At 33.9% G+C, this 21246-nt stretch carries 16 protein-coding genes; 6 read left to right on the plus strand and 10 right to left on the minus strand.

Features of this window, described 5'->3' with window-relative positions; translation table 11 throughout:
• Positions 1 to 168 precede the first annotated feature (168 nt).
• The 4 genes from AC3E9W_RS11510 to AC3E9W_RS11525 all read left to right on the plus strand — a co-directional run bounded on the left by AC3E9W_RS11510 (position 169) and on the right by AC3E9W_RS11525 (position 3864).
• A complete protein-coding gene (locus tag AC3E9W_RS11510) occupies positions 169 to 1524 on the plus strand; it encodes a UDP-N-acetylmuramate--L-alanine ligase (protein ID WP_488768459.1) in 1356 nt (451 codons plus the stop codon).
• Positions 1525 to 1690: 166 nt separating this feature from the next.
• Positions 1691 to 2380 carry a RadC family protein gene (gene radC / locus AC3E9W_RS11515; RefSeq protein WP_306158276.1) on the plus strand — a complete coding sequence of 230 codons (690 nt, stop codon included), beginning with the start codon at positions 1691 to 1693 and terminating at the stop codon, positions 2378 to 2380.
• Positions 2381 to 2383: 3 nt separating this feature from the next.
• A complete protein-coding gene (locus AC3E9W_RS11520; RefSeq protein WP_488768460.1) occupies positions 2384 to 3070 on the plus strand; it encodes a YjjG family noncanonical pyrimidine nucleotidase in 687 nt (228 codons plus the stop codon).
• A gap of 2 nt (positions 3071 to 3072) precedes the next feature.
• Positions 3073 to 3864 carry a hypothetical protein gene (locus AC3E9W_RS11525; protein WP_488768461.1) on the plus strand — a complete coding sequence of 264 codons (792 nt, stop codon included), beginning with the start codon at positions 3073 to 3075 and terminating at the stop codon, positions 3862 to 3864.
• Positions 3865 to 3878: 14 nt separating this feature from the next.
• Here AC3E9W_RS11525 and AC3E9W_RS11530 read toward each other — a convergent pair whose 3' ends face one another.
• Entirely contained in the window at positions 3879 to 5156 is a 1278-nt protein-coding gene (locus AC3E9W_RS11530; RefSeq protein ID WP_488768462.1) for a replication-associated recombination protein A, read from the minus strand.
• A gap of 176 nt (positions 5157 to 5332) precedes the next feature.
• On the opposite strand from AC3E9W_RS11530, the gene AC3E9W_RS11535 reads away from it, so the two are divergent.
• Together AC3E9W_RS11535 and AC3E9W_RS11540 are read left to right on the plus strand one after the other, a co-directional pair.
• The gene (locus AC3E9W_RS11535) at positions 5333 to 6115 is read left to right on the plus strand and encodes a rhomboid family intramembrane serine protease (RefSeq protein ID WP_488768463.1); all 783 of its coding nucleotides are present in this window, start codon (positions 5333 to 5335) and stop codon (positions 6113 to 6115) included.
• A gap of 42 nt (positions 6116 to 6157) precedes the next feature.
• On the plus strand, positions 6158 to 6661 hold the full coding sequence (locus AC3E9W_RS11540; RefSeq protein ID WP_488768464.1) for a hypothetical protein: 504 nt from the start codon (positions 6158 to 6160) through the stop codon (positions 6659 to 6661).
• Between the two features lies 1 nt (position 6662).
• Here the strand turns inward: AC3E9W_RS11540 and AC3E9W_RS11545 are convergent, their stop codons facing one another.
• The 9 genes from AC3E9W_RS11545 to AC3E9W_RS11585 form a co-directional block, all read right to left on the minus strand.
• Positions 6663 to 7466 carry a DUF2490 domain-containing protein gene (locus AC3E9W_RS11545; RefSeq protein ID WP_488768465.1) on the minus strand — a complete coding sequence of 268 codons (804 nt, stop codon included), beginning with the start codon at positions 7464 to 7466 and terminating at the stop codon, positions 6663 to 6665.
• A 51-nt stretch (positions 7467 to 7517) separates the two neighbouring features.
• Positions 7518 to 8252: a 23S rRNA (guanosine(2251)-2'-O)-methyltransferase RlmB gene (gene rlmB / locus AC3E9W_RS11550; RefSeq protein WP_488768466.1), complete on the minus strand. Its 735-nt coding sequence runs from the start codon at positions 8250 to 8252 to the stop codon at positions 7518 to 7520.
• An 85-nt stretch (positions 8253 to 8337) separates the two neighbouring features.
• The gene (locus AC3E9W_RS11555; RefSeq protein ID WP_456895521.1) at positions 8338 to 8799 is read right to left on the minus strand and encodes a lipid-binding protein; all 462 of its coding nucleotides are present in this window, start codon (positions 8797 to 8799) and stop codon (positions 8338 to 8340) included.
• A gap of 52 nt (positions 8800 to 8851) precedes the next feature.
• The gene (locus tag AC3E9W_RS11560; protein WP_488768467.1) at positions 8852 to 9610 is read right to left on the minus strand and encodes a BT_2262 family domain-containing protein; all 759 of its coding nucleotides are present in this window, start codon (positions 9608 to 9610) and stop codon (positions 8852 to 8854) included.
• 14 nt (positions 9611 to 9624) lie between these two features.
• Entirely contained in the window at positions 9625 to 11070 is a 1446-nt protein-coding gene (locus AC3E9W_RS11565) for a SusD/RagB family nutrient-binding outer membrane lipoprotein (protein WP_488768468.1), read from the minus strand.
• Positions 11071 to 11086: 16 nt separating this feature from the next.
• Positions 11087 to 14281 carry a SusC/RagA family TonB-linked outer membrane protein gene (locus AC3E9W_RS11570; protein WP_488768469.1) on the minus strand — a complete coding sequence of 1065 codons (3195 nt, stop codon included), beginning with the start codon at positions 14279 to 14281 and terminating at the stop codon, positions 11087 to 11089.
• 304 nt (positions 14282 to 14585) lie between these two features.
• The gene (locus tag AC3E9W_RS11575) at positions 14586 to 16046 is read right to left on the minus strand and encodes a SusD/RagB family nutrient-binding outer membrane lipoprotein (protein WP_488768470.1); all 1461 of its coding nucleotides are present in this window, start codon (positions 16044 to 16046) and stop codon (positions 14586 to 14588) included.
• A gap of 11 nt (positions 16047 to 16057) precedes the next feature.
• Complete coding sequence (locus AC3E9W_RS11580; protein ID WP_488768471.1) at positions 16058 to 19336, minus strand: SusC/RagA family TonB-linked outer membrane protein; 3279 nt, start codon at positions 19334 to 19336, stop codon at positions 16058 to 16060.
• Between the two features lie 88 nt (positions 19337 to 19424).
• A complete protein-coding gene (locus AC3E9W_RS11585; RefSeq protein ID WP_488768472.1) occupies positions 19425 to 21128 on the minus strand; it encodes a ShlB/FhaC/HecB family hemolysin secretion/activation protein in 1704 nt (567 codons plus the stop codon).
• Positions 21129 to 21246: the final 118 nt, after the last annotated feature.

A 21246-nucleotide genomic window follows, 5' to 3' on the forward strand; every position in this document is an offset into this window, starting at 1 on the left:
AATATTTGCAACTAATTTTCGTACAAAGTACTAATTTATCTCCAAAACCAAATGGGAGATATTATATTTCCTTATTTTTGAAGAATAAAACACAGAATCTACAAAACATAAATAATCAAATACCAGATTCAATTGGAGTTTGGGATTTTTAATTTTTTGGAATTTTAAATGAAAACACATTTCATCGCCATTGGCGGAAGCGCTATGCACAACCTAGCATTAGCCTTACACAATAAAGGATATCAAGTTACAGGAAGTGACGATGCTATTTTTGAACCTTCAAAATCAAGATTGGAGAAAAAAGGAATTCTTCCTGCCGAAATGGGATGGTTTCCAGAAAAAATAACTGCCGATATTGATGCAATTATTTTAGGAATGCATGCAAAAGCAGATAATCCGGAATTGTTGAAAGCACAAGAATTGGGACTTAAAATATATTCGTATCCTGAATTTCTATACGAACAGTCTAAAAATAAAACTCGTGTTGTAATTGGTGGCTCGCATGGAAAAACTACGATTACTTCTATGATTCTTCATGTAATGCATTATCACAATATTGCAGTAGATTATATGGTAGGAGCACAGCTAGAAGGTTTTGATACCATGGTGCACTTGACGGAAGAAAATGATTTTATGGTTTTGGAAGGCGATGAATATTTGTCGTCACCAATTGACAGACGTCCTAAATTTCATTTGTATCAGCCAAACATTGCATTGATTTCTGGAATTGCTTGGGATCATATTAATGTTTTTCCAACGTATGAAAATTATGTGGAGCAGTTTGAGATTTTCATCGAAAAAATTACAAACGGCGGAATTTTGGTTTACAACGAAAATGATCCAGAAGTAAAACGTGTTGCAGAAGCGGCAACAAATCCGATTAGAAAAATTGCGTATTCAACCCCAGAATATTCGGTAAACGATGGTGTGACTTTATTAAAAACTCCAGAAGGCGATATGCCGATTGAAGTTTTTGGAGCTCACAATTTAAATAATCTTGCCGGAGCAAAATGGATCTGCCAAAATATGGGCGTTGACGAAGAAGATTTCTACGAGGCAATTGCAAGTTTTAAAGGTGCATCTAAACGTTTAGAAAAAATTGCTGAAGGAAAAGGAAAAGTAGCTTATAAAGATTTTGCACATTCTCCGAGTAAGGTTGCAGCGACGACAAAAGCCGTAAAAGAACAATATCCAAACAGAACTTTAGTAGCTTGTTTGGAATTGCATACTTACAGTAGTTTAAATGCTGCATTTTTGAAAGAATACGAAGGCGCTTTAGAATATGCCGATGTTGCTGTTGTTTTCTATTCGCCAGATGCGGTAAAAATCAAACAATTGGAAGAAGTGACTTACGATCAGATTGCTACAGCATTCAATAGAAAAGATTTAATTATTTATACGAATCCAACTGAGTTTAAAGAATATTTGTTCAATTTAAATCTTGATAATTCAGCACTTTTATTAATGAGTTCTGGAAATTATGGAGGTTTGAATTTTGATGATGTAAAAGGGTTGGTTAATTAGATAATTAGTCAATTAGAAAATTAGATAATGTGCCAATTGTTATACAATTGGCATTTTTATTTATAGGTGTTGTCAATGATCTAATTGACAAATTTTCTAATTACCCAATTATTGATTGAAGGATTTTTCTTAATTTTTATATCTTCGCTCTCGAAAATTTATAAGTATGGAAAAATCTCATTTCGCTATAAAAGACTGGTCAGAAGATGATAAGCCTCGCGAAAAATTAATGCATAAAGGAAAAGATGCCTTAAGCGATGCCGAATTATTAGCGATTTTAATTGGTTCCGGAAGCCGTAATGAATCTGCGGTTGCATTGAGCCAACGGATTTTAGCTAATGTTGGAGGACTTAATTCTTTATCGAAATTGTCAACAGGGCAATTGATGAAATTTAAAGGAATAGGAGAGGCAAAGGCCGTTACAATTGTCGCCGCTCTTGAATTGTCGATTAGAAGAAGATCGGGAAAAATGGAGGAAACAGTGAAAATAACTTCCAGTAAAATGGTTTTTAAAGTTATGCAACCTTTAATTGGTGAATTATCTCATGAAGAATTTTGGGTGCTTTTTCTTAATAATTCTAATAATGTAATTTCTAAGGCACAATTGAGTAAAGGTGGAATTGCAGGTACAACTGTTGATATCAGGTTGATTTTTAAATTGGCATTTGAGAAATGTGCTACTGGCTTGATTTTGTGCCATAATCATCCTTCCGGAAGTTTGATTCCAAGTGATGCTGATAAACAGATTACCAAAAAGATTCGTGAAGCAGGAGAGAAGTTAGATGTTAAAGTTTTAGACCATTTGATTATTACTGAATCAAAATATTATAGTTTTGTAGATGAAGGAAACTTTTAATCCATGAATACCAATATTACCGACATCTTTTTTGATTTAGATCATACGCTTTGGGATTTTGATAAAAATTCAGAAATGGCTTTTGATCGTATTTTTAAAAGTAAATACCAAGAAATCACTACCCAAGATTTTATTAAAGAATATATTCCGATCAATCAAGAATGCTGGAGATTGTATCAGAATGACAAAATTACACATCAAGAATTGCGTTATAATCGTTTGAGGTATTCTTTTGATGCTTTGAATTATGTGATTTCAGAAGAAAGTATTTTGGAAATTGCCAATGATTATATCGAGTTTCTAACCGACAATAATTATCTTTTTGACGGAGCGATTGAAGTCTTGGAATATTTAAAGCCAAAATATAATCTTCACATTATAACAAACGGATTTGCGAATGTGCAGGATAAGAAAATTAATAATGCTTCGCTTGGAAGTTATTTCAGCACAATCACAAATTCAGAATTAGCTGGGGTTAAAAAACCAAATAGTATTATATTTGATTATGCATTAAAGCTGGCCAATACTTCGAAAGAGAATAGTATCATGATTGGAGACGATTTTGAAGCTGATGTAAACGGAGCTTTAAATGCGGGGCTAGATGCAATCTTTTTTAATGAGAAAAAATTAGATGTTTCTGGAGATTATAAACAAATTAACCATTTATTAGAACTAAAAAAATATTTATAGAGATGAGAATTAAACTTTTACTTACTGCCATTTTATGTTCAGTTGCTGGATTAGCACAGTCTGTTAATGATTACAAAGCTGTAATTGTGCCTTTGAGATATGATTTTATAAAAACAGATAATCAATATCGTTTGTCTACATTAACAAAGTCAAATTTATTGAAAGCGGGTTTTGAAGCTTATTACACCAATGAGCAATTACCAGAAGGGCTTACAGATCGTTGCCACGTTTTATATGCAGATGTAAAAAAAGATAATGCATTTTTGGTAACTAAACTTTTTGTAGAATTAAAAGATTGTTATGGACAACTTGTTTATACATCTGAAATAGGGAAAAGTAGAGAAAAAGATTATGACGTTGCTTATAGAGAAGCTTTAGATGATGCTTTTAAATCAATTTATGCATTGCATTATAAATACAGTGGTACGCCTGCAACATCGGCTAAAGCACCAGTTGCACAAAAGCGTACTGCTGAAACTTTAGCAGCGGCTGCTTCTGTTGCTCCTGCTGCAGCGGCAATAAAAGTTGCGCCAGCAAATACAGTATCTGCTCCTACAATAGATTTAAAAGATCCAAATTTATTATATGCTCAACCAACAGAGTCGGGGTATCAATTGATCGATAAAACTCCAAAAGTAGTTATGAAGCTTTTCAAAACTTCGCAAGCAAATGTTTACATCGCTACCAAAGATAATGTTCAAGGTTCTTTAATCTTAAAAGAAGATGGACAGTGGTATTTTGAATCTATTCAAAATGATAAATTGGTTTCAGAAAAAGTTGTAGTTAAATTTTAAATATAAAATACGGTTTAATAACCGTATTTATCTTTCCAGCGGTTCTTTAAAAATTCGCGCGTGCTATTCTCTCTAGAATTGTTCCCGGGATTGTAAAGAACCGTTTTTTTTATGGCATCTGGCAAGAACTCTTGTTCGGCAAAATTATTGGCATAATCGTGCGAATATTTATATTCGTCTCCATAACTTAATTCCTTCATTAGTTTGGTAGGTGCATTTCGCAAATGAAGCGGAACAGGCAAATCGCCCGTTTGTTTAACCAATTGCTGTGCAGTTCCAATTGCCATGTATGACGCATTACTCTTTGGAGAAGTCGCTAAATAAATTGCACATTGGCTCAATATAATCCGACTTTCTGGATATCCGATAGTGGTAACAGCCTGAAATGTGTTATTGGCCATTATAAGTGCTGTTGGGTTAGCATTGCCAATATCTTCGCTTGCGAGGATAAGCATTCTTCGAGCAATAAATTTTACATCTTCGCCACCTTCGATCATTCTGGCGAGCCAGTAAACTGCTCCGTTAGGATCACTGCCTCGAATAGATTTGATAAATGCAGAAACAATATCATAATGCTGTTCGCCAGTTTTGTCATAAAGAACAGTATTCTGCTGTACCAATTCTAAAACGCGATCATTAGTTATAGTAATGTCATCTCCTGTAGAAGCATTAATAACAAGTTCAAATACATTTAAGAGTTTTCTTCCGTCACCTCCTGAAATACGCAATAAAGCTTCTGTTTCTTTTAAATTTATTTTTTTTGTCAATAAATAGGTGTCAGTTTTCATTGCGCGCTCTAATAGAGCTTCTAGATCGGCTTTTGTAAAAGCATTTAGTATATAAACTTGGCAACGTGACAATAATGCAGGGATCACCTCAAAACTTGGGTTTTCGGTTGTCGCACCGACTAAAGTTATCCAACCTTTTTCGACTGCCGCTAAAAGTGAATCTTGTTGAGATTTACTAAACCTGTGAATCTCATCAATAAATAGAATAGGATTTTTAGCAGTAAAAAGTCCACCGCTTTGTTTTGCTTTTTCAATAACATCGCGAATATCTTTTACGCCAGAATTTATGGCGCTCAAAATATAAAAAGGTCTTTTTGATTCTTGCGCAATAATTTGTGCCAATGTAGTTTTTCCTGTACCAGGAGGCCCCCAGAAAATTAGAGAAGGAATTATTCCTTTTGAAATTTGCTGTGTTAAAGAACCAGTTGGTCCAACCAAATGGTGCTGGCTTATATAATCTTCTAATTTCTGCGGACGAATACGCTCTGCTAAAGGTGCTTCCATAATTACAAAATTACTATTTTAAGATTTAAATTTCATTCATTCAAAAGTTAAAACACTTCAAAGAGAGAAGGATTGTTCCAATTTGAGACAATTTTTTATTCTCTGATATGACAAATTATCAGTAAAATATTTTTGGATAGTTTTTTGAGTTCAATTAAATGTTATTTTCGAAAAATATGAGCGATACTAATTTTAAGTTTTCAAATTCGGTAATTGGATTACCGTTGTTTTTTGTCCTTTTTTTGTGGATAATATATTGGATTCAGATTCGCTTTGATTTTGATTTTTATCGATACGGAATTTATCCTAGAGATTTTTTAGGATTACAAGGTGTTTTGTTCAGTCCATTTATTCATGAGAATTTAGATCATTTATACAACAATAGTATTCCACTTTTAATATTATTGGCCGCGATGCAATTCTTTTATCCAAAGCAGACTTTTGGTGTTATTGGTTACGGGATACTATTTTCAGGATTAATTACGTGGGTGGTCGGAAGAGAGAATTTTCATATTGGTGCCAGTGGATTAATTTATGTTCTGGTGAGTTTTATTTTTTTTAAAGGAATTCAAACTAAATATTACAGACTAGTAGCTTTGTCTTTAACTGTAATTTTACTTTATGGCGGAATGATTTGGTATGTTTTTCCAGATGTAGATCAATCTATTTCTTGGGAAGGGCATTTAGCGGGACTTATTACAGGTTTTGTTTTGACTTTATTTTATAAAGCTCCCGAATATGCAAAACCCATTGTTTACGATTGGCAACGACCAGATTTTGATGCTAGCAATGATCCTTTTATGAAGCATTTTGACGAGAATGGAAATTTTGTTCCTATTTCATATGAAGATGAAGAGGAGCAGATTGAGTATTTTTCAGCAAGTCATCCCGTAAATTATATCTTAGTCAAAAAAGCAGATTCAAGTGAAGAAACGGATCAAGAATTGCCTTTAAAATAAAAAGAGTAAATTTGTTATACTAACAATTTAATTTTGAGCATTATGAAAATGAAGTTTTTGGTTTTGTTCTTGTGTTTTGTTTATAATGCAAAAGGAATTGCTCAATGTGAAATAAAAAATAAAGTGCAGGCAGACGGAAGTATGATGTACTATTTTGAACCTGCAGTTTTTTATTCTACAAAATCAAAATCGTTGAAAATTAATATTGTTACTGACAAAGAACATTATTTTGTTGCTTTACAGCCCACACCGTTTCCAGAAAAGAAAGAAGGAAAAAAAATTAAAGATGATTTAGTTATTCATCTTGCAGATAATAATACTTATAAACTTGCCCATTACGATACACAATATCAACGTAACGATTCTATAATGCAGGTTCTTTATCTAATTGATGTTAAAGATATTGAAGCTTTTTCTAATTATGAGGCTGTCAGCGCAGAAATCAATATGCAGGGCACTGAATTTGTGAGGAGCTATAATTTTAAGCTTTATAAAAAAGCTATTTTAGAACAGCTTAAGTGTTTTTTAAAGAAAGAGGAAAATTAATTTACTCTTCGTCTTTTGCTTCGGGATGTTTTTTGTCTTGGATTTTCTTTTGAAGATTTCGAAAAAGATTGTTGAAAGATATGGTAAGCGAAGCAGCATTTGTAGTTTGGTTTCCTTTACTTCTTGGCAGATATTCATTACAGTACGTTAATTCAACCTGCAAATCATCCGAAAACAAATAACCAGCTCCAATATTTAGTCGATTTCGATCAAAGAAACTCTCACCCGTAACTTTTGCTCCCGATTTAAAATAAACTTCATCAGATGCAATTGCATAGACAACTCCAGCTCTTAAAAATTTACTGTTGATTGGCTGTATATATTTAATCTGCTGACGATATCTAATGACATTTTCATATTCATCATCTCCATTTTTAATATGACGAAATTCAGTACGCATTCTTGTACTCAAAGTGTAGCCTGTTTTATGAAAGTAATAAGTGCCTTGAAGAGCAAATCGCCATTCTGGAGATTCGAACTGGCCAATTTCCGGAACATCTTTGTTATTGTAATAGGCGGCAAAAGCTGAAAATTTCCATCTTGGAGAAAAGTAATAATGCCCCCAAGCTCTTAAAGATCTCTGAGTAGTATTTTCGAATAAATTTGGTGAAGATTCTTTACTGCTGTAAGCTGCTGCGACATCTATTTCAGTTGCCCATTTTTTATTTATGCTTTGGTTAAACTGAAATTCATTCCAAAACTGATTATACGTAGTGTTTTGTCCGTAGCTGTTTGTAATTAGCAAAACTACAAACAGGCAACGGAATAATGTAATTTTTAGATTTGAATTAGATTTTGAAAGCATTAATTAAAGGTATTTAATTATTTCATTCGCATCTTAATCTCAATGTGTTTTTTAGGTTCTTTGTCGAACAGCTTCGTATAAAAAGGCGCCACAGGCAACAGATACATTTAAAGATCCAATTGAGCCAAACATCGGTAGTTTTGCTTTTTCGTCTACTATTTTTAAAACTGATGGATTGATTCCTCGATCTTCAGATCCCATAATAATAGCTAAAGGTTCTGAAAGAGAAATATCATATATGTTTTGATCTGTTTTTTCAGTTGCAGCTACTGTTTTAATTCCAGAACCTTGCAAGTAAAAAATAGCATCTTTGATATGCTCAACTTTGCAAATAGGCACATTGAATACCGCACCGGCAGAAGTTTTAACAGTATCTCCATTTACAGGAGCAGAACCAGCTTTTTGAACAATTATTCCATTTACGCCAGTACATTCAGCTGTTCTAATAATAGCACCAAAGTTCCTAGCATCTGATATCTGATCTAAGATAAGAAAAAGAGGTTTTTTACCCGACTCAACTGTAGATTCAACTAAATGTTCTAAATCCATAAAACCAATAGGAGAGATGGTAGCTACTGCACCTTGGTGATTGTTTGGCGTAAGTCGGTTTAGTTTTTCTACAGGAACATACGAGAAGTTCACGTTTGCACGTTTCATCACTTTCATTAAATCTTTCATAAGTTCACCAGAAATATCTTTCTGTATGAAGACTTTATCTACTTCTTTTCCTGTCTTAATTGCTTCTATAATGGCTCTAATGCCAAATATTTGATGTTCTTTTTCCATTGGACAAATATAGGTAATATGTTTCTATAAAAAAACCGCCCTGAATTAACAGGGCGGTTTAATATTACTATACTTGAATTAAGTATTAGTGTTCGTCTTCTTTGAAACCAGTTCTCTTGTAACCTTTGATCTCATAAACAGTTCCTGCATCTGTATCATCAGAGAATACAGCTTTAAAAGAAATCCCGTCAGTAGTATTACCACCAGAAGTTTTAGTATCATTTTTAGTTACTTTTCCTTCTGTGATGGTTACGTTAACATTATATCCGTCAACGCTACTCGGTAGATTATTTCCTGCAAATGATAATGCATTGACAGTTACAGGTGTTTTAACTTTAAAATCCCAAATATTGCCATGATCATCGATAAACATGTTTGCATCATTGGAAGCAGTATTGTAAGTTGAAATAAGTCTATAGTCAACAACTACTTCCCCATTAACTAAAGTTTGAACGTACCAGTCTCCTGCTAAAGCCTCAACTGATGTTCCTCCTGGATCAGTATCTCCAACTTCATCGCAAGCTACAAATGACGTTAGTACAAGCATTGCTACAAGTACACGTGTTATATTTAATTTTAATTTTTTCATTGTAATAATTTTAAAGTTGTACTTGAGTTAATGTTGAAACAAACTTATAATTAGTTGTCGCATCGGCAGCCCAATCAGTTGTTAGTACAAGTGTTTTTGTAGCAGGATTAACAGTTAAGCCTGATATCTTTGCAGATCCTCCAAAGTATGCATTCACTGGGATTCCAGGGAAGGTAAAGTTGTTAGTAGGAATATCCCCTGTAATTGTTCCACCTACAGCAGCAGATGTTGCTCCAATTTTTCTTGAGATATCATACCATCCACCAAAAGCATCAGATACTTGAAAAGAACCATCTGCGTTTTTCCAGATATAAATGTATTTAACGTCTACAGAACTACCTTGAGATGCAGCCATTAAAGTTCCATTTCTTCTTGTCGTAGCTATATAAACACCCTCGATACTAGTGACAAGATCTCCAGTTTTGTATACAATCACTTTTCTTGTAGTACTTCCTTTGAAACCATCAACGTTTGTAGCGCTATAAGTTTGAGTATATTCGTCAAATTTACTTGTATCAAGAGTTTTAGCTCCTCTGTATTTTCCAGCGAATGATGTTTCTGTAGGAATTACAGCTCCGTTTTCAGTAGCTATAACTCCTGGGTCATTGTATGTGCCACCTAGTGGTACAAATAATGTGCTTTCGCCATTAACTTTAAATACCGGGTAATTAGTTACTCTAGATACTCCTGCGCTTGAATCAGCATCACAAGAAGTAAGTAGTAAAGCACTAACTACTACTGTCATCAGTTTTATGAATATATTTTTCATTTTCTTATTTTTAATTAGTTAACATCCCACCAAACTGGATCTGTGATTGCTTTTAAAGCAGGTGCATTTGGATTTCTTGTTTTTACACTATTAGGAAGAACAACTCTTTTTGGGAATAGATTTCCTGTTTGGCTGTTTACAGAAATTGCAAATTGACCTGGTACGTAAGATTCGCTTGTTTGAGGTACTGAAGAAACTCTAGGGTATCCTGTTCTGTTTTGTTCAAAGAATGATTCGTATCCGTTTCCAGGGAAACTAGCAATCCATTTTTGAGTAATAATAGCTTCGATTTGTTGTGCAGTTGTTCCTGTTGTTGGGAATTCATATTCACCTCCAACACTGATGAAAGGTGCAACAGTAGAAGCAGTGGCATTTCCAAAATATTTAGCGAAATTAGCGGTAATTCCTGAGTTATATTTACTTTGAGCTCCAGCGCCATTATAATATCTTACAAGAGCTTCTGCTTGTAGGAAGTAACTTTCTTCAGCGCTAATGAAATAGAAAGGAGTAGTTGCTTTTAATGTAACTAAAGAAAGGTTAGTTGCACTATTTAAGAAATCACCTTGGTTATTAGGGTTTCCTGGCCCATAGTACAAATCTTTACGTGGATCTGTATTTGCTTGTAGGTAAGAATATAATGTTTTACTAGCTCTAAGGTTTAAAGTAGTATTTAACTGTCTTCTATCTGTTTCGTATAATGGGTTACTTCTGTCTGCAGCATCTTCAAATTGAGTCATTGCAGCATCAACATCTAAAAATTGAGCGCCTGAGTTGATCAATGTAGTAATTCCAGATTGAGCTAATGTAGGATCTACTTCTGTTAATCTTGTATATAATTTTAACAATAAAGTATTACCAAATTTTGTCCATTTTGTCATATCTCCACCAAAGATGAAATCATCTTTACCTGGATTGTCACCAACAGAAGCATTTAAATCTTTTGATAAAGCTAGTTTTAAATCAGCAATCATTAGGTCATATGTTTCTTTACCTGTATTGAATTTAGGATATAAGATACTTGTACTATTTGCTTCTGTATAAGGAATGGCATCGTATAAATCTGTTAAAACTTGTGAAGCTTCAACCTCAAGTACAGTTGCCATTAAGAAATATTTTGTATTACCTTCAGCAGCAGCTTGTGCTTTTACAGTTCTGATATCATTTAACGCATCATACATTGCTGCATATCCCTGTTGATAATCGTTAGTTCCAATACTGTACTGGTCAACATCTTTATATTGATTAGAAGTATTGTTTTGTGTCCAGAATTGAGACCAAAATCCGCCAATTATCGCGTAGTACGATCCTTGAGCACCTGCAAGACCTGCGATTCCTGCAGGAAAGATCGTGCTATTTGCTTGTCCCGGAGGCAATAAATCCGGGTCTCTATTAATGTCAAATGTTTCATCACATGACACTAATAAGAAAAGAGCTGTTATTATTGTTGCTATCTTTTTCATTTTATAATAATTTTTTTTAGAATGATAATTTTAAAACTCCACCTACTGATCTTTGTGATGGATTTGCTCCAAATTCTCCTAAATCTGAAAGTACACCAGTTCCGTAAGTACTTACCTCTGGGTCAACGTAAGGGTTGTCACCAGGAGTCCACATAAATAAGTTTCTTGCGTAGATTCCTAACGAGATTTTGTTTAATCCCATGTTTTTACTAAGTGCAGAAGGGAAGTCGTAGTTTAAATTTACCTCTCTTAGACGTACAAATGTTTTGTCAATTACGTGATTTCTCTCGTATCCGATATTAGTTTGAGTGTTATAGTAGTTTGCAACATTATCAAAAGAAACCGGTGTTGTGTTTTCTACATACGTTACAGATCCGTCAGTACCAACAATTTCGTTAACAGAATTTGGTACGATAAAAGGAGCTCTGTCATTATAAGTAGTTTCAATACCATTTCCTACGAAATGTGCCAATCTTTTTGTGTAAGAATACATTTCTCCTCCTTGTTTCCAGTCTAAAGATAGTCCTAAGTTAAAGTTTTTGTATTTGAAAGTGTTTTGTAATCCCATAACGAAATCACGTTGGCTGTTACCTATGTTTTGAGCTTCAGCACTAGCAACGTTAACACCGTTTGCTGCACTTACAATTGGTTGGCCAGCTGCAGTAGTTTTTTCAACTAATGAGTAGTATGATCCAATTGGCTGCCCTTTTACAGCTCTAAAAAACACGTTGTAACCTGCCGCTAAATCAACATATGGAAGTCCACCATTGATTTCAGTTACCTCATTCCAGTTTTTAGTAAAAGTATAAGTTAAGTTCCAAGTAAAGTCTTGGTTTTTAATTGGACTTGCACTAAGAGAAAGTTCAATACCTTTATTTTGGATTGTAGCAGCATTAATTGTTTTTTGCGTATAACCAGTAGATGGGTCTAAAGGTAAGTTAACAATTGCATCTTTAGTTGTTTTGTGATAAACAGCTACGTCATAACTGATTCTGTTTTTGAAGAATGATCCTTCAGCACCAACTTCATATTCAACAGTACTTTCTGGTTTTAATTCTGGGTTTCCTAATCTACCATTAGCTTCGTAAAAACTAACTCCTCCAATTGGAGATGCGATAATACCGAAATTAGCCGCAGCAGATCCAGGGATGTAAGAATTAGCTGTTCTGTAAGGGTCTGTATCATTTGCAATTTTAGAAGCAGCAGCTCTTAATTTTAAGAATGTATCTCCATTGTCAATTGCAATTGCACCTAAAGATGCTGATGGGTAGAAATAACTATTATTTCCGATTGGTAATGTAGATGTAACATCTTGTCTACCTGTAATAGTAGCAAAGTATCTGTTTTTGAAAGCAAATTCTGCAGAAGCATAAACTGCTCCAGTTTTTCTTACACTATTAGATTGAGTAATTGTTGGTCTAACAGCAGAGTTTGAAAGTTCATAATATCCAGGGATACCTAAGTTAGTGATCGTGTTGAATAATTGATCAGACTCTCTTTTGTTAAAGTTAACACCACCTAAAAGGTTTAATGTCCAGTCTTCGCCTAAGCTTGTGTTATAGTTAAGGTTGAAGAAAGTATCAAATTCAGAGAATTCAGATCTTCCTTCTGTAACTCCACCTACTGTTAAACTTCCAGCTGCAGCCTGAGGGCTTCCTGGTAAGTAGTCAACGATAGCTCCGTAACTTTTGAATCTTTCAGTTCTAACGTTACCACCAATTTGCCATGTAGCAGTTAATTTATCTGTAATTTTGTAGCTTAAGTTAGCATTTCCAAAAAAGTTACCACCATAAATTTTTGTGCTATTCTCATTAATTGAGAAATATGGGTTAGTAGCATAAGGAGTAAAGTAGTAAGATGGAGAGTTGAAAGGATTATTTTTGTAATCTTTCAAGTCTACGATACTAATATCAGTAGGGATCTGTAATAAATCTTGTTGTAATGTAGAACCTTGTCCTGCGTCATCACCTTGTCCAGTGTTTACTACACTTTGATCTTTGTAGATGTAGTTTAAAGATGTTCTTAAAGTAAATCTCTTACCTTTTAATCCTCCATTGAAAGCAATAGATTGTTTTTTGTATAAATCAGCATCAGTTGGTACAACACCATCGCTGTTAACATTAGAGAAGATCAAAGAGAAATCTGAAGTATCTCCACCACCGCTTAAGTTTACAGATTGTGTAGACATAACACCTGTATTGTAAAAGTCTCTAACGTTATCTTTTAAAGCTACGTATGGTTTAATTTGTTGGCTGTTTTCGTAAACAGATCCCCAAGGTCTAATTTGTCCATTAAATGCAGGTCCCCAAGAACCATTTTCATTACTGTAAGAGTTAGCGCCTGAATAACTTACACCATTCCAACCTTGTCCAAATTGAGTTTGGTTATGAGGAACTCTAGCTACTTCACTTAACTCTGTAGAAGCAAGCAAGTCAACTTTAATTCCGCTGTTTGCTTTTCCTTTTTTAGTTGTAATGATGATTACACCACCACCAGCTCTTGATCCGTATAAAGCAGAAGCGGCAGCACCTTTAAGTACTGTCATACTTTCAATGTTGTTAGGGTCAAGGTCACTAACACCGTTACCAGCGTCATAAGATCTTGTAGAAGTAGCTACTCCATTATTTCCTGTACCTGTTGGTGTGTTGTTAATAGGTGTTCCGTCAATTACATAAAGAGGTCCGTTATTTCCGGTAATTGTATTTAAACCACGGATAACAACTTTTGTAGAAGCTCCTGGCTGAGAAGGAGAAGTAATATCAACCCCTGCAATTTTACCAGAAAGTGTTTCAAAAGGGTTTGCATTAACTACTTGAGTAAGTGCGTCTGATTTTAAAGTTGTTGTTGCGTATCCAAGAGATTTTTTCTCTCTTTTGATACCAAATGCAGTTACAACTACGCCTTCAAGTTCTTGAGCTCCTGCATCTGCCATTTTAACATTTACAGTAGATGAACTTGCCGCTACTTCTTGAGTTTTCATCCCAATGTAGCTGAAGACCAAAATTTGGCTTGGTGATACTTTGATCGAAAATTTACCATCAAAGTCAGTTTGTGTTCCTGTTTTAGTTCCTTTAACTAATACACTAACACCTGGTAAAGGCATTCCTGCATTGTCAGAAACTGTTCCAGAAACAGCTCTTTCTTGCGCAAATGATAGTTGCGCAACTAGTACTAATAAAAGCACTAAGAATCCATTGAACTTTAGTTTCATTTTTAAATATTTTGAATTAGTATCGCAAAACTCTTAATAATTTGTTAACTTTCCTAATATATAAAGCTTTTTTTTTAGTTAAATTATGATTTTACAATAGGATATTGTTTTTTTATAGTTAAATAAAGCGTTCAGATTTAAAATTCTCAGTTTATTGCTCTAATTATGATAATAATGAAATATATTCTATTTAAGATAAATGTTAAATTTTATGATGAATGCTATATAAATGCCTTTTTTTATAACTTTTATACAGAAAAAGCCACCCAAAATTGAGTGGCTTCATTGTTAAAATGTTTTATTTTTAAAATTTATCCCAAAAAAGTTTAGTTTCAACAGCATCTCCGCCAATTGCTTGACTGGCTTCTGTATAACTACTTTTGTTTAATGATTGTTCAATAATTGGATAGGTATATCGTTGCGGAACATCAGAAACTGCATCTTGTGGTGCCACTAAAACAGGGTAGTCTAATCTTCTATAAGTTGACCATCCTTCAAACGGATTGTTATAGTATGCTATCCAAGCTTGATGCCCAATTTTTTCTCTCCAATTTCCTGTCGCTGTTGCATATGCGACTTCTGAAGTTGCAAGATAGGTAGTTGCATCAGCTTGTGTGCCGCCCCAGTCCAATATAGAAGCAGTGATGGCAGCATTATAATGTGCCTCCGCGTCTGCAGGTGTTCCATATAATGATCTTTCTGCGGCTTCTGCTAGTAAGAATTCTGCTCCCGCATAATCTAGTATTGTTCCTGGATAATCTGGAACTTGAATTGTTGGAGTGATATGAGTATAATTTGAAAATGTATTACTTGCTCCATATGTTCCTCCAACGTATTCTACTTCTGGAGTAGAAGGGTCATCTAAGTTATTGTCAAAATATTTAGCTCTTCTAGGATCGTTCAATTCATTCATTTTGTCAACCAATGTATTGGCAGGTACAAAATCTGAACGTCCACTTGCAACAAGATCAACATAAAGCGGATTTGTATTTGGTGTTGCGGTTAAATACTTTAAATCTGCATTATCAAGATTAGAAGTAAAAACATTCGGCGCGGCACTAGCTACAGTTGCTTGCGCTAAAGCAGCTTCTGAAGGAATGTCAGAAATAGTAATTCCTAATCGTAATTTTAAAGTGTTTGCAAATTTTATCCATTTTGATACATCACCATTGTAAATACGATCGTTGTCTCCAAAGCTTGCTCCGGCAGGATTAAGATTTGCGATTGCTTTATTTAATCTCGAAATTAAATCTTTATAAATAGTTAAACCGTCATCGTATTTTGGAGTTTTATATTGCAGATTTAATGCTTGAGAATATGGAACGTTTCCAAAAGTCTCCACTAATATTGCATAGGTGTAAACATTTAAAACTTCAATGATAGCAAGTTTATTAGGTTTGTTTAAAGGATTTTCTGTAACAGGTACCGGAGTATTATTGATGTTTATGGCACTTTGATCTAAATCCTTCAACACGTCTTTATATAAATATTGCCAGTGTTGTTCAGGAATAGTTCTTGTAACTAAATCGTAATTGCTTTCGTCTGTATATACTGTTTCTGTCCAATATTGATTTAATAGTCTAAATACATTGTCATTAACATTTGTGCTCATCATTTGATCTACTAAACTTTTTTGAGCACTTGTAAATAAAGCTTCGCCAGGAACGACTGACGGATCTTTTACGTTTGTGTTTAAATTTTCTATGTCATCAGAGCATGAGATCAACAGAGCTGTGGTGAATAGAAGTAAGAATATTTTTTTCATGATTTCTTGTTTTAGAATTGGATTTTGACGTTGAAACTTACATCTCTGGTAGATGGTAGTGATCCTGTTGAGTATCCTTGTAAATTACCTGCTCCTAGTCCTGATTCTGGATCTGCATCTGGTAAGTTTTTATGTATTATCCATAGATTTGTTCCAACAAGGCTAAATGTAACTCCATTCATAAAAGTGTTTTTTAAAACTTTTTCGCTAAGAGAGTATGAAATTGAAGTTTGTCTTAGTTTGATATAACTCGCATCATAAACAAATGCTTCGTCTGGTAAACCTCTTCTATATCCTTGTGCTCCAAAACGGCTGGCTTCAATTCTCGTTGTATTTGTACTTCCGTCAGGATTTACTCCCGGATTTATAAAACCACCACTGTCACTTCCAGAAGTTAAAGGATCTCTTATAGGATTTCCTAGTTCGTTTATAAAAGCGGTGTCATCAGGCAAACCTGTTGCTAGTCCATAATAACGGTCTAGTGAAAAGATTTGTCCGCCTTTTTGCATGTCAATCAAAAACTCAAAGGAGAAGTTTTTGTATGTAAATTTATTGTTTAGACCTCCCGTCCACTCAGGGTTTGCATTTCCAATAACATTATCGGAAGTCGAAGTTTTGATGTATTGACCATTATCAGGATCAACAACTCTTTGGCCATTTAGATAGGTGTATTGAGTTCCATAGATAACTCCATATGGTTGACCAACCTGAGCATTAATAGTAACTCCTCCCTGGAAAGAACCTAATTGAAGATTGTCAATTCCATCCAAAAGTTCTACTACTTTATTTCTGTTTCTTGCCCAGTTTAAATTAATATCCCATGAAAAATTTTCCGTTTTAACAGGAGTTCCGTTCAATGAAACCTCGACTCCTTGATTTTGGATTTCTCCAGCATTAATTAATTCATATAAATAACCAGTTGAAGAAGTCAATCTTAAAGGTATGATTTGATCAATTGAATTAGATTTGTAATAAGAAACGTCAAGTCCTAATCTCTTTTTGAAAAATGATAACTCTACACCCGCTTCATAACTCTTAGTACGCTCTGGTTTTAAGTTTGGATTGTTTTTAGTGTCTTTTACAGATGCAGATGAAGCTCCAAAAGCTGTATTTACTGCATACGTATCCAAGATTCTGTCAAAACCTGGGCTATTTCCAACTTCTGCATAATTAAGTCTTACTTTACCAAAAGAAAGCCAATCAGCTTTTACAAATTTGGAAAACACAAAACTGGTTGAAACAGAAGGGTAATAGTAAGAGCTGTTAGCTTCAGGTAGCGTAGAAGAATGATCTCTTCTTATTGTCCCCTCAAGGAATAAGTAGTCGTCATATCCAAAAGAGGCACTAGCATAAAGACCGTCAACACCGATTGATTCGTCTCTTTCTATTGGAGCTAGCATTGGAGCGGCCGTATTTTGTAAGGAATATAAACCTGCAATTGCAAGTCCTCCATTTGTTGCGGCCCATATAGAGTTGTAGTAGCTTCTTCTTATGTTTACACCGGCAACTCCTTTTAAGTTAAGTTTTGTTGTTAAATCTACATTATAGTTTAACATGAAGTCATAATTGTATTCGCTAAATCCAATATTTTTTCTAGAATATCCTGATGGAGCTGGACTTCTATTTGTACTTCCGTCACCACCGCCAGTTCCGATTCCGAAATTTGAAGGTACGCTTCCTACAGCTCTTCTTTCTTCTTGTAGTTCATCATAAGTATCAACAGACATTCTGCCGTAAGCATCTAACCAGTCTGTAATTTTGTAATTTAAAGAGACATTACCAATAAATCTGTTTCTGCTGTCAGATTCGTAATTTTCGTAACGCTGGAAATATGGATTGTCCCAGAAAATCGGAGTAGGATTTGTAGTTGAATTTGGATTCCAAGATACATTTCTTCCTGTTAGTTCGTAAGCTTGTCTTAGCCCTTTTATGTCAACGTTAGTTTGCCACCATTGTCTAAAATTCCCAGCAATATTATCATTATAACCTGTGTTATTTCTACCAATAGTACTTGTTCTGGTAAAGTTTCCGTACCCTGCAACAGTCAGTCTGTCGTTGATTAATGTTGAAGCGTTTAAGGTTATTGTATTTCTTTTTAATGTACTATTTGGTAAAAGACCTTGCTGGTCAAGATTGTTTATTCCCAATCTTAAATATCCATTTTCAAGACCTTTATCTATAGAGATAGCATTTGTTAGCGCTACTGGTTTCTCAAAAAAAGTAATAGGGCCGTTTTTTGCTGCCGTCCAAGGTGTGGCTTTCATGTAGTTTGGAGATTCTGGGTAAAATGCATCCCATTGATAGACCATTAAACTAGGATCAAATCTTGCTCCATAAGAGGCGTCCTCTGTTAGTGGAGTAACATAATCAAGAACACCGTCGCCATTAATGTCTTGACGATCTAGATAAGAATCTTCGTCTGGGCCATAATAAGGACCGTAACCACCGCCATATTGGTTTTGATATTTTATAAATGTGCTTTTGTCAACTGAGCCGGTAGTAATACCAGAGTTAACGGTAATGGAGAAGCCTTTCGCTTTTTTGTTTCCTTTTTTGGTTGTAATTACTACAACGCCATTTGCGGCTCTTGAACCATACAAGGCACTTGCCGCAGATCCTTTAAGTATGTTTATAGACTCGATGTCTTCTGGATTTATATCAGAAGCTGCACTTCCGTAATCGTAACCAGATCCAGATTGCTCCTGATCTCTTGAGTTCGAATTATTGTTGCTTACCGGAACTCCATCAATAACAAACAAGGCTTGGTTATTTCCTGTTAAAGATGAATTTCCTCTAATTACAATATTTGTCGAACCCCCAAAATTTGTAGTTCTTTTGACTTGTACACCAGAAACTTTTCCTGAGATTGCATTTACGAAGTTGTCACTTTTAACAGCTGCTAAATTTTCTCCTTTTACTTCTTGCGTTGCGTATCCTAGAGATTTTTTTTCTCTCGAAAGTCCAAGAGCTGTTACTACAACACCTTCCAGTTGCATTGTGTCTCCTGAAAGTTTAGTATTGATTTGAGTTGAACTTGCAGTTACCTCTTGAGATCTCATTCCGATGTAGCTGAACACTAATACCTGATTTGGTGAAGCCTTAAGGGAATATTTTCCATCAAAATCTGTTTGAGCACTGTTTTTAGTTCCCTTGACTAATACACTTACGCCTGGTAGCGGCATTCCTGCATCGTCGGTCACAGTTCCCGAGACAGTTCGTTCTTGCGCAAAGGTTAGTTGCGCGATTAGTACTATAAAAAGCACTAAAAATCCGTTAAACTTTGGTTTCATAATTAATAATTATTTTGAATTAGTATTACTAATCTCATAATTATTTGTTAATATTCCAACTTTTTATTTAAGGTTTTTTTAACTAAGCTTAAAATTTAACATTATAACAAATGTTTAAAATACTGTTATAAAATTTGATTTTCCCTTTGTTTGCAGAGCCATTCGCAAGTTGAATTTTTAATAATCCACCCTTAGTTAATAATCCTAATCCTACGCCAAAAGATAATATATTTCTTACTTTTTTATTAAAAGTCTGATCTTGATAAATGCCATAATCTAAAATTGAATGAACATAAAAATTAGAAGTGGGTAAATATCGATATTCTGTAAGAAGTAGATTGGCATAATTTGCCTGTAAACTATTTTCTGAGAAGCCTCTAATTGAGTTCATTCCTCCAAATCGAAATAATTCATTGGTGATATAATTCTTGCTTTGTAAATAGTAGTTTTGCGAATTTAAATAAACATAATTCTTTTTGTTTAACTCAAAATTGTAGGCCACATTTAACAATGCTAATAATTGTTTGCTAGATCCTGCTGTTTCTGCATCATTAGGAGTTTCTCTTTTGCCATGTCCTATTGTAGCATTAATTATAGCTTTTGTTGAAAAAAGATTTTCATTTTCCAGTATTTTATAATCATAGTTAGCAGTGAGATAAGAGTTGTTGAAGTCGCTTAAACTGCTGTTGTTAGTATTTTGAATATCGCTTGACTCTGTTGATTGATAGCCTAAGTAAAGTTTTGAATTGTAATTTAAATAATACACGAAGTTAATGTCTGTTTTAGTATTTTGAAAAGTGCTGTCTTGCTTGAAGATATTTAATTGTGCTTTTATTCCAAGAGAAGATTGAAATAGATATGGGATTTCTATTTTGGTATTAAAAGTTTTTTGGTCATTTCCATCACTTTTCCAGTATAATGAAAACTTTTCGCCAGCTCGTAACGTATTTACGAGGCTAATGTCTAAGTAGCCATTTAGCTTTAATTTTTTGTTTTCATCATTAGAAAATCCAATGTATCCATCAAAAGTATTGGCTTTTCTTTTTTCCAAGTATGTATAGATTTTTGTTGAATCTTGAGTAAATAAAATTTCGGGATATTTGGGTTGTGTGATAAATTCAAAACTTCCAATATCATTATATAGTTTTTGAGTTATTTCCTGATTAAAGGTTTTGTTTATATATTTCTTATTTAGTTGTTTAAGAGCTCCTTTTGGGAAATAGTCTTTAGTATCTGGATTTGTGTAATTTATAATAATCGAACTTATCGTTCTTTTCTTTTCAGTGTTTAAATTTAAGTCGGCATAAATTATTGAATTTTTACGCCTGATGTTTTCAAGTTTTATTTTTGTAAAAGCAAATCCTTTTTTTTCATTGTTTAATACTTTTTGGTATAAGAAATTTTCGAGTTCTGAATAAGGAATTACAATGCTGTCATTTGCAGATATCTTAGAATCAAAACTATCGATATTTCTTCCTATATATATATGTATATATTTTATTTGCTTTTTTAAATCGAATAATGCATTATAAGTTGAGTCATTTGTTTTTTTTATTTCTAAAGTTTGCAAATCCAAGTAGCCTAAATTGGATATTTTTTTTTCAGTGTTTTTTATTTCTTTAAGTAATGATGTTACGTCTTTATGCTTTGGGCTGTAATTTACAGAATCGATAATTTGAGTCTGAGTTTTGTTTGTTCCCTGTATTTTTAAATAAAAAGTTTGTGCAAAACCGGAATAACTTGCGAAACAGAGTAATATGTAAAAAAGATGTTTCAAAGTAGAATATTTCATTCGTTAAATGTAAAGCAAATATCTGTTGTTTGATTGAAAAATGAAAAGGCTAAATAATGATATTGAAAATTAATGATTTAACGTTTGTATACTGAAAAATATTTTATACATTTGCAAC

The organism is Flavobacterium sp. 38, assembly GCF_057799715.1.

Excerpts from the sequence above, each read along its gene's own strand:
- AC3E9W_RS11580 (WP_488768471.1), bottom strand. The coding sequence starts at position 19,336 with ATGAAACCAAAGTTTAACGGATTTTTAGTGCTTTTTATAGTACTAATC.
- AC3E9W_RS11520 (WP_488768460.1), top strand. The coding sequence starts at position 2,384 with ATGAATACCAATATTACCGACATCTTTTTTGATTTAGATCATACGCTT.
- AC3E9W_RS11560 (WP_488768467.1), bottom strand. The coding sequence starts at position 9,610 with ATGAAAAATATATTCATAAAACTGATGACAGTAGTAGTTAGTGCTTTA.
- AC3E9W_RS11535 (WP_488768463.1), top strand. The coding sequence starts at position 5,333 with ATGAGCGATACTAATTTTAAGTTTTCAAATTCGGTAATTGGATTACCG.
- AC3E9W_RS11575 (WP_488768470.1), bottom strand. The coding sequence starts at position 16,046 with ATGAAAAAAATATTCTTACTTCTATTCACCACAGCTCTGTTGATCTCA.
- radC (WP_306158276.1), top strand. The coding sequence starts at position 1,691 with ATGGAAAAATCTCATTTCGCTATAAAAGACTGGTCAGAAGATGATAAG.
- AC3E9W_RS11570 (WP_488768469.1), bottom strand. The coding sequence starts at position 14,281 with ATGAAACTAAAGTTCAATGGATTCTTAGTGCTTTTATTAGTACTAGTT.
- AC3E9W_RS11565 (WP_488768468.1), bottom strand. The coding sequence starts at position 11,070 with ATGAAAAAGATAGCAACAATAATAACAGCTCTTTTCTTATTAGTGTCA.
- AC3E9W_RS11540 (WP_488768464.1), top strand. The coding sequence starts at position 6,158 with ATGAAAATGAAGTTTTTGGTTTTGTTCTTGTGTTTTGTTTATAATGCA.
- AC3E9W_RS11545 (WP_488768465.1), bottom strand. The coding sequence starts at position 7,466 with ATGCTTTCAAAATCTAATTCAAATCTAAAAATTACATTATTCCGTTGC.
- AC3E9W_RS11510 (WP_488768459.1), top strand. The coding sequence starts at position 169 with ATGAAAACACATTTCATCGCCATTGGCGGAAGCGCTATGCACAACCTA.
- AC3E9W_RS11555 (WP_456895521.1), bottom strand. The coding sequence starts at position 8,799 with ATGCTTGTACTAACGTCATTTGTAGCTTGCGATGAAGTTGGAGATACT.
- AC3E9W_RS11525 (WP_488768461.1), top strand. The coding sequence starts at position 3,073 with ATGAGAATTAAACTTTTACTTACTGCCATTTTATGTTCAGTTGCTGGA.
- AC3E9W_RS11585 (WP_488768472.1), bottom strand. The coding sequence starts at position 21,128 with ATGAAATATTCTACTTTGAAACATCTTTTTTACATATTACTCTGTTTC.
- AC3E9W_RS11530 (WP_488768462.1), bottom strand. The coding sequence starts at position 5,156 with ATGGAAGCACCTTTAGCAGAGCGTATTCGTCCGCAGAAATTAGAAGAT.
- rlmB (WP_488768466.1), bottom strand. The coding sequence starts at position 8,252 with ATGGAAAAAGAACATCAAATATTTGGCATTAGAGCCATTATAGAAGCA.